Annotated in this window: 13 protein-coding genes; 10 read left to right on the top strand and 3 right to left on the bottom strand. The window is 50.8% G+C overall.

The window, feature by feature from the left end:
* Positions 1 to 75: 75 nt before the first annotated feature.
* Together HP435_RS24645 and HP435_RS24640 are read right to left on the bottom strand one after the other, a co-directional pair.
* Positions 76 to 786, bottom strand: a complete 711-nt coding sequence (locus HP435_RS24645) for a hypothetical protein (RefSeq protein WP_173598558.1) — start codon at positions 784 to 786, stop codon at positions 76 to 78.
* A 157-nt stretch (positions 787 to 943) separates the two neighbouring features.
* The gene (locus HP435_RS24640; RefSeq protein ID WP_122966396.1) at positions 944 to 1,516 is read right to left on the bottom strand and encodes a GNAT family N-acetyltransferase; all 573 of its coding nucleotides are present in this window, start codon (positions 1,514 to 1,516) and stop codon (positions 944 to 946) included.
* 114 nt (positions 1,517 to 1,630) lie between these two features.
* Here HP435_RS24640 and HP435_RS24635 point away from each other — a divergent pair, with 114 nt between their 5' ends.
* From HP435_RS24635 to HP435_RS24595, 9 genes are all read left to right on the top strand, one after another.
* Positions 1,631 to 3,058, top strand: a complete 1,428-nt coding sequence (locus HP435_RS24635; RefSeq protein ID WP_173598573.1) for a MocR-like pyridoxine biosynthesis transcription factor PdxR — start codon at positions 1,631 to 1,633, stop codon at positions 3,056 to 3,058.
* A 1,135-nt stretch (positions 3,059 to 4,193) separates the two neighbouring features.
* Complete coding sequence (locus HP435_RS24630; protein WP_063231731.1) at positions 4,194 to 4,715, top strand: hypothetical protein; 522 nt, start codon at positions 4,194 to 4,196, stop codon at positions 4,713 to 4,715.
* Between the two features lie 719 nt (positions 4,716 to 5,434).
* On the top strand, positions 5,435 to 6,016 hold the full coding sequence (locus HP435_RS24625; protein WP_173596639.1) for a TetR/AcrR family transcriptional regulator: 582 nt from the start codon (positions 5,435 to 5,437) through the stop codon (positions 6,014 to 6,016).
* Positions 6,013 to 6,384 carry a DMT family transporter gene (locus HP435_RS24620; protein WP_122966394.1) on the top strand — a complete coding sequence of 124 codons (372 nt, stop codon included), beginning with the start codon at positions 6,013 to 6,015 and terminating at the stop codon, positions 6,382 to 6,384. The genes HP435_RS24625 and HP435_RS24620 overlap by 4 nt, the downstream gene beginning before the upstream one ends.
* On the top strand, positions 6,381 to 6,827 hold the full coding sequence (locus HP435_RS24615) for a YvaD family protein (protein WP_122966393.1): 447 nt from the start codon (positions 6,381 to 6,383) through the stop codon (positions 6,825 to 6,827). Before HP435_RS24620 ends, HP435_RS24615 begins: the two co-directional genes overlap by 4 nt.
* A 283-nt stretch (positions 6,828 to 7,110) precedes the next feature.
* On the top strand, positions 7,111 to 7,962 hold the full coding sequence (locus HP435_RS24610) for an MIP/aquaporin family protein (RefSeq protein ID WP_122966392.1): 852 nt from the start codon (positions 7,111 to 7,113) through the stop codon (positions 7,960 to 7,962).
* A 104-nt stretch (positions 7,963 to 8,066) separates the two neighbouring features.
* Positions 8,067 to 9,566: a glycerol kinase GlpK gene (gene glpK, locus HP435_RS24605; RefSeq protein WP_122966391.1), complete on the top strand. Its 1,500-nt coding sequence runs from the start codon at positions 8,067 to 8,069 to the stop codon at positions 9,564 to 9,566.
* Positions 9,567 to 9,721: 155 nt separating this feature from the next.
* A complete protein-coding gene (locus tag HP435_RS24600; RefSeq protein WP_173596642.1) occupies positions 9,722 to 11,389 on the top strand; it encodes a glycerol-3-phosphate dehydrogenase/oxidase in 1,668 nt (555 codons plus the stop codon).
* 13 nt (positions 11,390 to 11,402) lie between these two features.
* Positions 11,403 to 11,957: a glycerol-3-phosphate responsive antiterminator gene (locus tag HP435_RS24595; protein WP_122966389.1), complete on the top strand. Its 555-nt coding sequence runs from the start codon at positions 11,403 to 11,405 to the stop codon at positions 11,955 to 11,957.
* Positions 11,958 to 12,446: 489 nt separating this feature from the next.
* Here the strand turns inward: HP435_RS24595 and HP435_RS24590 are convergent, their stop codons facing one another.
* Positions 12,447 to 13,883, bottom strand: coding sequence for a MocR-like pyridoxine biosynthesis transcription factor PdxR (locus tag HP435_RS24590; protein WP_173596643.1), 1,437 nt, complete (start codon positions 13,881 to 13,883; stop codon positions 12,447 to 12,449).
* A 123-nt stretch (positions 13,884 to 14,006) separates the two neighbouring features.
* Between HP435_RS24590 and HP435_RS24585 the strand changes: the two genes are divergently transcribed.
* The gene (locus HP435_RS24585) at positions 14,007 to 14,984 is read left to right on the top strand and encodes a proline dehydrogenase family protein (RefSeq protein ID WP_173596644.1); all 978 of its coding nucleotides are present in this window, start codon (positions 14,007 to 14,009) and stop codon (positions 14,982 to 14,984) included.
* Positions 14,985 to 15,094: the final 110 nt, after the last annotated feature.

Here is a 15,094-nt window from a genome sequence, read left to right as displayed (position 1 = left end):
GCAGAAGCATTAGCTAAAAAGTGTAGCTTTCCGATAAAAAAACAGCCTCCTTCCCAAACCGGGTGAGGCATTTTCTCAGTCTTCTATGTCAAAACGAAGCTTCGTTACTGGCCCGTCTTCCTTGAACCATTTGGCGACCGATTCGTACGAAGAATCAGTCAGCACTGGTACCGATATTTCCAGCGTGTGCGCGTCGACCCATGCCAAATCCGTGATGGGCAGCTCAAAAGACTCCGGTGATAGCAGCGGTTGCAGTTTTTCCTCGGCTTTGTGGATCGGAAGCAGCTCCAGCTTCATCAAATCGATGATCGACAGATGATGCCGAATCACTTCATTCCCCTCATTTCTGCCAAGGAGGATCGCTGCGTACTTTTCGTCAGGCGATAAAATCGCTTGCTGAAAGATGCTGGAAGGGTCTAACGGAAGACTTTTGACATGGTCGTCTTGCAGGTGGACCAGAACATGACTGCATAATTTGGTGCCGCAGGCGTAGGCCACATCGGCAAGCAATCCATTTTTTCCAGACCAGAATGGCTCAACCACGATTCGTTCCATTTCAATCTTCTGCTCTTCGGGGGTGTACTCGTTCAAATAATTTTGCAGCCCTTGAATTTGATTGACGGGTAAATCATATTCTTTTGAGTCAAAGACAAAGGTTAGTGCTTCCCCCACTTCCGTCACAGCGCTGTCGGTTTGTTGAAAAGAGGCTGCTTCGTTGCTGCACCCGCTCAGTTGAATTAGAAGAAGCAGCTTCAATAAGATAGAGACAAGGAAGTTCCTTTTCATAACAGCTCCTTTTCGGCTATATACGCTTGATTTTACAATATTTTCTATTCTTTTGCGTTTCTACAGCAAAGAGATGAATCCTGCACAAAACAGCCGCTAAAAAACGCTCATGACCGTGTAATGAAAAACAGACCCTCTGATTGGAGGGTCTTGCCGTTTATTTAACATATCTCTCCCGATACTCCTCCGCCAGCATGGACATCAGGATCGAATCGTGATAAGCATGGTTGTAAAAGAGCGCTTGACGCTGCACGCCTTCGCGCTGGAAGCCGAGCTTTTCATAAGTGTGGATCGCCCGGTCATTGTAGGCGAATACGTTCAGCTCGATCCGGTGCAGGTTGAGAATGCCAAACCCGTAGTCGAGCATCAACAGCAGCGCCTCACTGCCGTAGCCTTTGCTCTGGTAGGCGGGTTGATGGATGGCAATGCGAATGTAGGCGTTGCGGTTGAAAGGATCGATATCGCCGAGCTGAACGTCGCCAATCACCTCATCGTTTTCGCACAAGGCGATCGCAAGCAGCACGCTGGTAGAATCGTGCCTTTTGCTCTCAAAATATTGCTCGATCTGCTCGCGGGTAAAGTGCTTTTGCGTGCCTGTCAGTTTTCGTGTATCGCTGCTGTAGAGCGAATGATAGTAAAAGTCCACATCGTCCTGTCCAAAAGGGCGGAGATAGACGCGCTGTCCCTCCAGAAAACGGACGGGGGCGCTGTATTCGTTATGAGTAGACATGTTTGCTGTCCTCCTTGCCAGATTCGCTTTTTAACAGCATAGTGGACAAGTGTATACTTGAAAATGCGCAGTTTGCTAAAAAACAAAAGGACAGATGAGGGAGCATACACGATGCTGCTGTTGACACCCAAATGGAACGAAGCGACAAACGAGCCGCAATATGTGCAGCTGTATACGTATATCAAAAACGAAATCATTGCGGGCAGGCTGGCGGAGAAAGTTTGCCTTCCTTCCGTCCGCAAGCTGGCAGATTCGCTTGGCCTGAGCACGACACCTGTAGAAATGGCCTACCAGCAGTTGCTTGCCGAAGGATTCATTCAGAGCAGACCGCGCAGCGGCTACTTCGTGGAAAAGCTGCCCGATCCCGAATTTTCGCCAAAAGAAAAAAGGCAGCATGAACACTTAGGATGGAACCGACCGACTGTGCGTGATGCACGAAACTACCAATACGATTTTCATATGTCGCAAAACGATTTTTCTCTTTTTCCGTACACGCTCTGGCGCCGATTGTACAATCAACTACTGTGCCCGGCGCGGGAAGAAGATTTGTTCTATGGAGATCCGCAGGGCGAGCCGGGGCTGCGTCGGCAAATCGCCGATTATTTGCACAGGTATCGCGGAGTAACCTGTTCGCCGGATCAAATCGTCGTTGGAGCCGATCAGTTCGGGCTGCTTTCGCTCATCTGTCTGATGCTCAAGCCGCAGTTGGAGCGCATCGGCGTGGAAAATCCGGGCTACCTGCTCTATGCCAATACATTCCGCCAGCATGGATATGAGACGGTGCCGATTTCACTCACGGAGGACGGGATCGATGTTTCCGAGCTGTACGAGTCGCAGGTGCGGCTCGCCGTCGTTTCTCCCTCGCACCAATATCCGCGCGGGATGATCATGCCTGTCTCCAAGCGGTTGCAGCTGTTGGAGTGGGCGCAAAACGTCAACGGGTACATCATCGAAGACGACTACGACGGCGAGTTTCGCTACCACGGCAGGCCGATTCCTGCGCTGCAAGGGCTGTTGCCGCAAAATAATGTCATCTACATGGGCGGCTTCGCGCAAGTCATGGCGCCTGCGCTCGGCATCTGGTACATCGTTTTGCCAAGCTCCTTGCTGGATGTCTACTACACCTTGCTGCGCGACACTTTGCTGGAGCAGTCAGCGTCGCGGCTGCATCAACGCGTGATGGAAGCATTCATGCAAAACGGCCATCTGGAAAAGCACGTCCGCAAAATGCGCAGCCTGTACCGGAAAAAGCACGATGCCCTGCTCGCCGCCGTTCAAAAGCATTTTGGCGAGCGGGCCGCAGTGATCGGAGCAGATGCCGGATTCCACGTATTGCTGCGCGTCTACAGCGAGCGGTCGGAAGAAGAGCTGAAACGGCTGGCGATTCAGGCGGGAGTGCGGGCGTCTTCTGCGGCTTTTACATGGCTCAAGCCGCCTGCGGACATGCCCAAAGAATTTTTCCTCGGCTTCTCAGGCATTGCCCTCGACCAGATCGAACCGGGAATTGCAGCTTTGTGCCAGGCGTGGTTTGGCGACAGTTGACAACAAGCAAGCGGGATACGATGGTCGATTTGGCCAGCCGGGCAGATTTTCCAGGACGGATTTGCGCGTCAGGTACGAGTTGAGTGAAAATGAGGTAATGATTGATTGTTTATGATCTTTGTTGATTTTTACTGAGCCTTCACATAAAATTAAATCAATACCAATTTAATCCTTTTGTGTATGTAAAACCCTTTGGCGTGGAGGGGGAAATGAAATAGCAAATGATTGAAAAAAAGTATCTCAAATCAAATGAGGTCATGGACTATTTGGGAATTTCTAAAGCAACACTGACGAGGTACATTTAACAAGGTATGCCAGTTTATAGACTGTCGGCACGTAAAACTTGTTTGGCCCTCAATTAGTAAATGAATGGCTTAAAAAACGTTCTGAAGGCTAATTAAAAGAGAAGCCTCTCACTAATGTAGAACGCGCTTATCAACGCCATCGAAATAGCACTTTTTTGGAGATATAAATTAAGTGATAGGGTAAAGTCGGGAATTGTAATTTTTAATGAATTTACAAAAGCTTAAAAGTAATTTTATGGGGGTATGCTTTAATGTCTAACCATATGAAAAGAAGATATCTAATTAGTTTGTGCGCTTCAATATTATGTCTGATAATTCTTTTTATTCTTGCGTATAGTCAAAATATTGAATGGTTAAAAGAGTATAGTTTTCTTAAGATATATTTAATCTCCATAATAGTTCACATAGTAACTCATTGGGTAACTGGATTTTTCAGGATAAAAAAAGTTTAAAAGAATAACGGAGACAAAAAATGTAAGAGTATTTTAATTTGCTCTTACATTTTTTTATTTATATGGAAAATTATATGTGTATTGTTAAAAATATAAAAATAATACAAAAAATTAACTAAAAAGGATAAAATTAGAAGAAATTACAATTATTTCTGTAGAAATGTAGAAAAAAGCCGTACCAAGTAGAACTTTGGCGAGTCACCCTTGGTAGCGGCTTAGCGTGAACCCCTTTCTTGTTGTGAAAAAGGGCTACATCCTTTTAATTAAACAACAAAAGTCCCTTTTACTGCAACAAAAAAGAGGTTAATTTCTGCCGGGAAAGGGGAGGAATGACAACTTTTTTGTTTCGAAACTAAATTAATTGAAGGGACTGTAAAAATGTTGAAAATGAAAAGACTTTTAGCGATGGTAATGACTTTTGCTCTAATGTTAGTGGGGGTTGCAGGATTCGGCGCTTCTTCAAATGTTGCTCAAGCAGCAAAAGGAGATGTTGTTGGTGTAGTAGTAAAAAGGCAAATATATCATAAATCTCAATGGAGTCAGGCTAACTGGTCGCAAACAGATTATGAGTTTTATTTGATGGCCCCACAAGCGCGTAAATTTGCAAAAAATTACGATACAGGCTATGCAGAGGCAGCTGCTGAATATCTCATGGGCTTAATTCCAACTGTGGGGCCGTACATGGCTGGTATTGCAGTACTCACTTCGATTTACGATAGTGATTTTGGTACTGAAATTCGGGATCGATCTGAGCGTGGTCCTGTAAAGTTTACTGTAACGCAGAATAAATACGGAAAATTTTATGGGCCGGTGACTACTTGGAGTGGTGATGTTGATAGAGTCAAATTAGGTGACACTACTTATAGTACTGTAGTCGACTATGATTACCTATATAAGTAATGAATCGTTAATAACTTTTTTTTCTAGTTGACTCTAGTGTTAAGCTTGGAAGTTTTACGGTGGTATGCAAGCCTGGCTCGATCAAAATGTAGCAAATTTCCGGTTTAATCGATGAAGTTGAGGGTGGTGTCAGCGACGCTGGTACTACCCCAACTAATAAAACAGCGAAATATGCGCATTGTAATGAGCTGTTTAGATCCATCTTTAAGTGGAAATTCAATAGTGCAGTTATGGCGTACAGTTCTAGGGGCGAAAACCTCTTTAGGTACCTGTGCGTTTTTTGTTTTTCCAGTCTTCTAGCGCATGAGGGAGCTGCAAAATACGAATGTTCAATGGTCTCAATGTTTCTAAGGTAGTAACTTCTTTCGGATCAAAACCATACTCTCTAAGGAAGTTGATATGTTCCTAGGCTAATGGAGACATGTGTTTTAGTAAGCCTTCTCGTAAGACTCTTTACACTTAGCGGATCAGTTCAGACTTCTCTCGATCATTTGCTTAGTGTTCAAGCAATAGCTAGAGCGCATTTTCGTAGGAAATTTGGAATGTTTTTCTGTGACAGTTCATTTCGATCGGGAATTGCCGCTTTGTGCCAGGCGTGGTTTGGCGACAGTTGACAAGTTGACAACAAGGAAGCAGGCAAGTATGCTACTTGTTGTAGTCACAGGAAAATATAGAAAACAAAATATTTTCCTGAGTTTTCGAGAGGAGCTTTCCTGAACATGCAAGAGCGAATTTTACAATGCGCCCAGCAGGAAATCGAAACGAGAGGCATCCGTTTTACGATGGCCGATTTGGCTCGCCGGGCGGGAATCAGCACAAAGACGCTGTACGCAAGTTTTCCCTCCAAGGAAGCGCTCATCGAGAGGATCATTGCGGATAGCATCGAGGAATTGAAGGCCGAAGAAGACCGGATTTTGTACGATCCAAACCTCGGTTTGCAGGAAAAAATGCGCGAGCTGCTGGCTTTGGTGCCGGGCGGATTTTCCAGGACGGACTTGCGCGTCTGGTACGAGTTGAAGCGCTATTATCCTGCGCAGTGGCAAATGATTGAAGAGGTTTACCAAGAAGAGTGGGAGCATGTCCGCGTGCTTTTGGAGCAAGGCATCGAGGCAGGCGTGTTCCGCCGCGTTCAGCTGCCCATCCTGATTTTGATGTACACAGGTGCGCTCGAACAGTTGATTGACCAACAATTGTCAGCCAGCTACCAGATGACAATCGCGGAAGCGTTGGACGCGATTATCGATATTTTGCTCGGCGGTGTGCTGGCTTCGTCAGCGGAGAAAGGGGATCAGGGAGAATGAGTTGGGTGTATTTGCTGCTGGCGATTTTGCTGGAGGTAGCGGGAACGACTTCCATGAAGCTGTCGGAAGGGCTGAGCAAGCCGATCCCTACTGTGTTGATGTTTGTTTTTTACGTGCTGTGCTTTTCCTCGTTGAGCCTCGCGCTCAAAGAGATGGAGGTGGGCACTGCCTATGCGATCTGGTCCGGGCTGGGCACGGCGATTATTGCCCTGATCGGTGTCATCATCTTCAAGGATGCCTTTACCGTGAAAAAGATGGTGGCGGTCGGGTTGATTATTGCGGGCTGCGTCCTGCTGAATCTCGGTGACGGCGCACATGCCCAAGAGCCTGCAAAAGCGCAGCAGGACGGAGGATTGACGGTCAAATGAGCAGAGCGAAGCCCAAGCTGTTCTGGTTTTTCTGGCTGACGGATGTGGCTTTCATCGTCTACTGGGCGATTGTGTTTTTCGGGCTGTTGCCTGCGGAGTACATGTACCAGGATTATCGCGATCCGAACCTGGTAGCGTGGAACTTGTCCTTTTTCCCTCTGGATATGCTGGTTTCGCTCACGGGGTTCGCGAGCCTCTACAGCTACCGGAGGGGGAGCGACAACTGGAAGCCGCTCGCCATCGTTTCGCTCGTGCTCACATCGTGCTCCGGCTTGCAGGCGATCGCCTTTTGGGCGTTCAAGGCTGACTTCGACTGGTCGTGGTGGTTGCCGAACTTGTTTTTGCTGATCTATCCCCTGTTTTTTCTGCCGGGCTTTCTAAGGGCGGAAAGCGTGGGGCGAAAAGGCTGCAAGCCGCAGTGCGAAGCGCAAAGCCAGCCATGAACCAAAAAAGCTGCGATTGAAAAGAAAACGGATTCTTGACAGATTTTATATGTCCACTATATAGTAGGACATAAGTTAATAGTGCTGTGGAGATTGGGAGATCAGCTAATATTTGCAAAAAGAGGGCAGCGCCCTGCATTTTTGCGAGTATTGGCTTTTTTGTTTTCTCCATAAACGACGCAAAGGAGTTGGGCGAAATGTAAGCGCTTCGAAATTGGGTTGCCCGCGACGCGATGTGCAGTCTCTTGGAACAAGGTGTTTTCCAAATAAGGGGGTAAGGGACATGTCTGTTTACGTAGGAGAGTTGATCGGGACGATGATCCTGATCATTTTGGGGGCAGGTGTATGCGCCGGCCAAAGCTTGAAAAAGGCATACTCGCAAAATGGAGGCTGGATTGTCATCACGCTCGGCTGGGGTCTTGCAGTCGCATGCGGTGCTTACGCCGTAGGCAGCATTAGCGGCGCGCATCTCAATCCGGCGCTTACGATCGCACTGGCCAGCATCGGTCAATTTCCGTGGGAGCAGGTGCCGGGCTACGTCATCGCGCAACTGATCGGGGCATTTATGGGAGCGACTTTCGTCTGGATTTTTTACTACCCGCATTGGCGCGAAACAGATGACGCAGCAGCCAAATTGGGGATTTTTGCCACAGGGCCAGCGATTCCAAACACAGTAGCCAACTTGTTTAGCGAAATTTTAGGTACTTTCTTCCTCGTGCTTGGTCTTCTGGCGATTGGAGCGAATAAATTTGCAGAAGGATTGAATCCGTTTGTCGTCGGTTTCCTCATCGTGGCAATCGGCTTGTCTCTCGGCGGAACGACTGGTTACGCGATCAACCCTGCCCGCGATCTGGGGCCGCGCATCGCGCACGCCCTGCTGCCGATTCATGGCAAAGGTCATTCCAACTGGGGATATGCGTGGATTCCGGTTGTCGGTCCGATCATCGGAGCAGTGGGCGGCGCGTTCTTTTACAAATGGACGTTCACCGATCACAGCTTGACAGGGGTTGTAGGCTTGGCTGTATTTATGGTCATCGCCATAGCCGTAGGCGCTGCCAGCAAAAAATCGAATGCAGCAAGTGCGACTGGCAAAGAACGTCTGGTGACAGACCGGGCGCGTTCCCAATCGCATTGACGATATAGAAGTTTTCACCCATAAAAAAAGAAGCAGGGAAAATACCCTGCCTGTAGCTAAATAGAAAAGATCCGATGCTTCTATTATAAGGAGGAATAGCCGCTATGGACAACAAATATATGCTTTCGCTCGACCAAGGAACGACAAGCTCTCGCGCTATTTTATTCGATAAATCCGGTGCAATCATCGGGGTTGCCCAGAAAGAGTTCACGCAAATTTATCCGAAGCCGGGTTGGGTGGAGCACAACGCGGAGGAAATTTGGGAGTCGCAATTGGAAGTATTGAAAGCGGTATTGTTGGAAAATCACGTGAAGCCGGAGCAAATCGCGGGCATCGGGATCACGAACCAGCGGGAAACGACCGTTGTCTGGGATCGTCACACCGGAAAGCCGATCTACAATGCGATTGTTTGGCAGAGCAGACAGACCATCGATATTTGCAACCAGCTCAAGGAGCAAGGTTACGAGCAAACCGTGCGGGAAAAAACCGGACTGTTGATCGACGCGTATTTTTCTGGAACAAAAGTAGCGTGGATGCTCGAACACGTGGAAGGTGCGAGAGAAAAAGCAGAGCGCGGCGACCTGCTGTTCGGCACGATCGATACGTGGCTGATCTGGAAGCTGACAAACGGCAACGTGCACGTGACCGACTATTCCAATGCTTCGCGCACATTGATGTTCAACATTCACACGCTGGAGTGGGACGACGAGCTGCTCGCCATGCTGCACGTTCCGAAAGCGATGCTGCCGCGCGTCTGCCCATCCAGCGAGTTGTACGGCTACACCGATGAAAAAGTGTTCCAGGTGCAGATCCCGATTGCCGGAATCGCGGGCGATCAGCAGGCTGCCTTGTTCGGGCAGGCGTGCTTCTCCGAGGGCGCTGCGAAAAATACGTACGGCACAGGTTGCTTTATGCTGATGAACACAGGCGAAAAGGCGGTTGCTTCGAAAAACGGGCTGTTGACGACGATTGCCTGGGGAGTAGACGGCAAAGTCGAGTATGCGCTGGAAGGCAGCATTTTCGTGGCGGGCGCGGCGATTCAATGGCTGCGCGACGGACTGAAGCTGATCGAAAAGTCATCCGACTCGGAAAAGCATGCGATGGCAGTAGACAGCACGGATGGAGTATACATGGTTCCGGCCTTCGTCGGTTTGGGAGCGCCATACTGGGACATGGAGGCAAGAGGAGCGATCTTCGGTTTGACTCGCGGTACGACCGAGGATCATCTGATTCGCGCTGCCCTGGAATCGTTGGCGTATCAAACGCGTGACGTGCTGGAAGCGATGGAAGCCGATTCCGGGATCAAGCTGCAAAAGCTGGCTGTTGATGGCGGAGCGGTAGCCAACAACTTCCTGATGCAGTTCCAGTCCGATATTTTGGCGACAGAAGTAGAGCGCCCGCGCGTCAACGAGACGACTGCACTCGGTGCTGCTTACTTGGCGGGGCTTGCTGTCGGCTACTGGAACAGCAAGGAAGACATCGTGCACAACAAAGTCGTCGAGCGTTCGTTTGTGCCTGATCTGGCCGAGGAAAAACGCCAGGAGTTGTACGAGGGCTGGAAGCAGGCTGTCAAGGCGACGATGGGTTACAAGATTAGGCATTGATTTTTGCGCCAAAGAGGAATAGAGTAAAGATAAGTTAATCATTTGCTGTGGAGACCGTGGAGACAGCCAGTATCAAAAGGGCAATGGACAATGTCGTTGCTTCTTTTGGATATTGGCTGTTTTTTGTTTTTTCGTCAGAAAGGATGAGATCAACGATGAACGCTCAACGAAAATTGTCATCATTTACGCGTCAGGCATGTCTGGAAGAAATGGCGAGCAAGCGCCTCGATCTTTTAATCATCGGAGGAGGCGTCACCGGAGCGGGGATTGCCCTTGACGCCGCTTCGCGCGGACTTACCGTAGGACTGGTAGAAAAGCAAGACTTTGCCGCAGGTACGAGCAGCCGTTCGACCAAGCTCGTCCACGGAGGATTGCGTTACTTGAAGCAGGGCGATGTGCAGCTCGTGCGCGAGGTGGGCAGAGAGCGCGCCATTTTGTATCGCAATGCTCCGCACATCGTCATTCCGGAAAAAATGATCTTGCCGATCGTGGAAAAAGGGACGTACGGCAAGCTGGCTACGTCCGTCGGCTTGTACATTTACGATGTGTTGGCGGGCGTCGAGCGCAAAGAGCGCCGCATCATGCTGAACAAACAGCGGACGATGGAAGCAGAGCCGCTTTTGCGCACGGATATTTTAAAAGGCGGCGGACTGTACTTCGAATACCGCACCGACGATGCCCGTCTGACGGTCGAAGTCATGAAGACAGCGCGCGCGCACGGGGCTTTGTGCACAAACTACACGGAGGCAACCGAGTTTATTTACGAGAACGGCAAAGTGACAGGCATTCGTGCGAAAGATTTGCTGTCCGGCAGCGAATACGAGCTGTACGCGAAAAAAATCGTCAACGCCGCAGGCCCATGGGTCGATCAACTCAGGGAAAAAGACCGTTCCTTGTACGGCAAAAGACTGCACCTGACCAAAGGCGTCCACCTCGTTGTTCCGTACAACCGACTGCCGCTCAAACAATCCGTTTACTTCGATGTCTCGGACGGACGCATGCTGTTTGCGATTCCAAGGAATAACAGCACGTATATCGGCACGACAGACACGAACTACCAGGGAGTGCTGGAGCGCCCGACGGTGACGCGTGAAGATATGGAGTACGTGCTTCGCGCCGCCAACGAAATGTTCCCGACTGCCAAACTGACCGAGCAGGATGTCAGCTCCAGTTGGGCAGGGCTGCGACCGCTGATTCACGAGGATGGCAAATCGCCTTCCGAGCTGTCGCGCAAGGACGAGATTTTTTATTCGAATAGCGGGCTGATTACGATTGCGGGCGGCAAGCTGACCGGATTCCGCAAGATGGCAGAGCGCATCGTGGACGTAGTCGCCAAACAGTTGACGGCAGAAGAAGGAAGATCGTTCAAGCCGTGCCAAACGGACACAATCGTGCTGTCGGGCGGCGAGTTCGCCTCCGGGAAAATGATCCCTGCCTATGTGAAAAAGCAAGCAGAGCGGGTGCGCGATTTTGGCATCTCGGAAGAGCAAATTCGCGTTCTTGTAGGAAAGTTCGGCAGCAATAGCGAAAAAATAGTAACAGCGTGTCTTGAATACATTGCCAACAACGAGACACAGTCGGCGGCGGAAGCGCTGCTTTTGGCTGAGCTGCACTACGCACTGGAAGAAGAAATGGTCATGACTGTCAGCGACTTTTTGATCCGTCGCACAGGCCGACTGTTTTTTGAACGCGATTCATTGGAAAGCATATACCCGATGGTGGCCGACGAGCTGGCCAACAAGCTGCATGCGGACGCAGAGCAAAAAGACCGGGACTTGAAAGCTTTTGCCGAGGAATACCATCTAGCCAAAACATTTCAATAGGGGTGACTCCTGATTGGCCAACCAGATTAATCAGCCTATTCTTCCGGCTGCCCGAACACTGAAAGAATTTGACGAGCTGATGGAGACGTGCTACGAACGCATTATTTTGCTGAACGCCCATGTAGCGCAAGTAAAGCCTTTGGGCAAGCGGGCGAGAGCGTTTGGAAAAAAACTGCTCATTCACGCCGACCTCATCGACGGATTGAAGTCGGATGAGTATGCGATGGAATTTCTTGCGCAGGAAGTGAAGCCTGACGGAATCATCACGACGAGAAACAGTGTGGTTTTGGCCGCGAAGAAAAAAGGGCTGATTTCCATCCAGCGTCTTTTCCTGATCGATACGATGGCATTGGACAGCAGCCTTACGCAGCTGGAGCGGACGAAACCGGATTACGTGGAAGTGCTGCCGGGGATCATCCCGCATTTGATCGAGGAGATCATGGAGCGGACCCGTATCCCGATCATCGCAGGTGGCTTCATCCGTACGAAGGAAGACGTGGATCGGGCTTTGCAGGCAGGTGCGACCTCTGTCACTACCTCCCGCAGAGAGCTGTGGGCAAAATCATAGGATAACAAGGGCGAATCCAGCAAAAAGCCGGACATTCCAAGCGGGGAATGTTCCGGTTTTTTGCCTTTTGGCGCGACAGACGTCTTAGGCATGCAGCTGGGAAAGGTAGTAGAAAACATAGGTAGATACCTGATTTTTCCTCTGGGAAAGATAGTTGTCTATGCGGCTTTATCTCCTCTGGCATATATACATATAGTCATCCAAAAACAAGAGGAAAGAAGGCGACAGCATGAATTATCAAAGTTCGCAATGGCAGTCCTCGTATTCTTCTTCGACTGGGCAATCTTCCTATTATCCATGGCAGCGGGATGGTCAACGCCCTCCTGGCTGGGATCATCGCGGCGGAGGAAGCTCGCAAGGCTGGAACCACAGACGCAGATGTCCTGACCGTTGCCGCAACTGTCCGCCCCAATGCTGCGGCCGTCGTCATTGGTAATTTCTCTCTTAAAAAGAGCCAATCTTCCACATTAGCGGGAGATTGGCTTCTTTTCAATGCGGGGCTGCATGGCTTGGTCCGTTGCAGGTCAACGGCTGGAGAACGATTCCCATTCTGCGGACACCTTCTTCTATGCCGTCCTCGGAAACATTGCCGTACCCAATCACAATCTTGTCTTCATGTCTGCCTTTCCCAATCGCATGTTCCTCCACAGGGTAGACGCGCACGCCAGCAGCTTCCAGTGCAGTCAAGACATCCGATGTAAAGGAGATGCCGTCAAAAGCAGCGACGATGTGCAGCCCGGCAGCTTCTCCCCAGATGGTGGCGCGATCGGCAAACGTGCGGCGCAGCGCCTCTATCAGGCATTGGCGCCGTTTTTTGTACAGCTTTTTCATTTTGCTGATGTACTTTTCCAGATGGCCTTCCTCGATGAAGCGACCGAGAGCGAGCTGTTCGAGCGAAGGCGTGTGCAGGTCGGACAGCCATTTGGCTTTGTGATACCGCTCGACCAATGTTTCCGGCAGGACAAGGTAGCCGAGGCGCAGGCCAGGCGACAATATTTTGCTGAAGGAGCCGATGTAGATTACCCGCTCGGGGGCCAACCCCTGGATCGAGCTGATGGGCGGGCTCTCATAGCGAAATTCGCTGTCGTAATCGTCCTCGACGATGTAGCAATCGACTGAGCGCGCGTATTGGATCAGCTGGATTCGCCGCTGGATCGTCAGCGTAGTGCCGAGCGGAAACTGGTGGGATGGCGTCACAAAGGCAAAACGGGGTCTGCTGCCAGCGAGTGGCGAAGGCAGACTGTGCATGTTCATGCCGTACTCGTCAACGGGAACCGGACAAAGTCTGGCTCCTGTCGAGGTGAAGATCGACTGGATATCCTGGGTGATCGGGTCTTCGATGAGCACGCAGCTTTCGCGGTTCAGCAAAACTTTGGCAATCAAAGTAAGCGCCTGAGTCGCGCCGGAGGTCATGACGATTTGCTCAGGAGCGCATTGCACGCCGCGCGTCCGGTACAGATAGCGGCTCAGTACATCGCGCAGCTCAGCGCGTCCCTCGGGCCGATTGTAGCCGAAAGCCGACAAGGGGGCATCGTGGCACACCTGTTGTACGGTTTTGCCCCACAAGCTGCGGGGAAATTGTTCGAGCGCAGGCACGCCTGAACGAAAATCAATGAGGTGCTCCGGCTGATCGCCTGCCGAGGGGAGCGGTCGTTCCTGTCCGCGAGCGAACTGCTCCAAATAAATGCCTGCGGCGACAAAATAGCCCGAGCCTTGTCTGCTTTCGATATATCCTTCAGCGAAAAGCTGGTCGTAGGCTTCGATCGCGACATTTCGGGAAATGCGCAGCTCTTGCGCCATTTTTCGGGTGGAAGGCAGCTTGAAGCCGGCTGCCCAGTCGCCGCGCAATATTTTGTCGCGAAATTCTGTATAAATTTGCCGGGTCAAAGGAATCGGCTTGTCCCGATCGATGGGCACCCATAGCATGGCGAATGCGCCTCCTTTCCAACTGGTCCTGTCCAAACAGGCCCAAACTGGATCTGATCGTCTCCAGCTTATCATGTTAGGGTGAGGGAAGAGAAGAACGCCCAGTCAAAGGAGAGAGCGCATGTGAACAACCAGGAAAAGCAGACTGCCCACGTATTGAAAACAATCGCCCGGGATGAGAGCATCAAGCAATTTGTCCAAAGCACCCCCCAGTTGTACAAGCTGCTTTTATCCGCCGCGAAGTGCTATGTAACGGGCGAGACTCGTGAAGAAGCGATGCATGTTGCCGCCAGATTAAAGCAGTGGGGCTATCAGACATCCATCGAGTACATCGGGGAAAATACACTGGACGAAGCAACGGCACAGCTTGCCAAGCGGGAATTTTTGCAGGTAGCGAAAGACTGTTCCCGGCTGGACACCGCTGCCAACATTTCGTTTGATCTCTCGCATCTGGGGCTGTTGATTCAGCCGAAGACCGCGCTGGAACACGTAAAGGAAATGGCGGAATGCGCCAAAGCGCACGGGCAGTATTTGATGATCAGCATGGAGGAGTCGGAGAAAACCGAGGCGATTTTGCAAATGTACGAGCGCCTGACAGAGCGCCACGCTAACGTAGGCATCACGCTTCAGGCCCATCTGCACCGCTCCGTGGACGATCTCAAGCGACTGCTGCATCTGCCGGGAAAAATTCGCCTGGTCAAAGGAGCGTTCCAGGAGCCGCAACAACTGGCGCTGCCGAGGTCGGCGGAGCTGAACGAGCGGTATTTGCAACTGGCTGAACGGTGCGTGGAGGCTGGTCACGAGTGCGCATTGGCAACGCATGACCAGGCGATTGTGGCTGCCCTCTGTGAACGAGGTTACTTGCAGCGGCCGAATGTGGAGCTGGAACTGCTCTACGGCGTGCGGCCCGAATTGGCCCGCGAGCTGCGCAAAAAGGGGCTGCCCGTGCGGGTGTATTTGACGTATGGAACCGAGTGGTACTTGTACTTGTGCCACAGGCTTGCCGAGCATCCGGCGCATGTGCATCAGGCAATCGCGGACATGTTCGATCCGACCCGGATTCGCGATTCCGAGTACGACACAACCAGAGTCGAAGCATGAGACGAAAAGCTGCCTCCTTTCCGTGCGGGGCAGCTTTTTGCATACACTCCACCTGCGATGAAGGCCAATCGTTCCCCTTTGCAAAATTAACTGTAGCTTTTTTCCCGTCA

Origin of the sequence: Brevibacillus sp. HD3.3A (assembly GCF_013284375.2) — a bacterium.
Classification (GTDB): domain Bacteria; phylum Bacillota; class Bacilli; order Brevibacillales; family Brevibacillaceae; genus Brevibacillus; species Brevibacillus parabrevis.
This window is presented reverse-complemented; position numbering and strand designations above follow the sequence as displayed.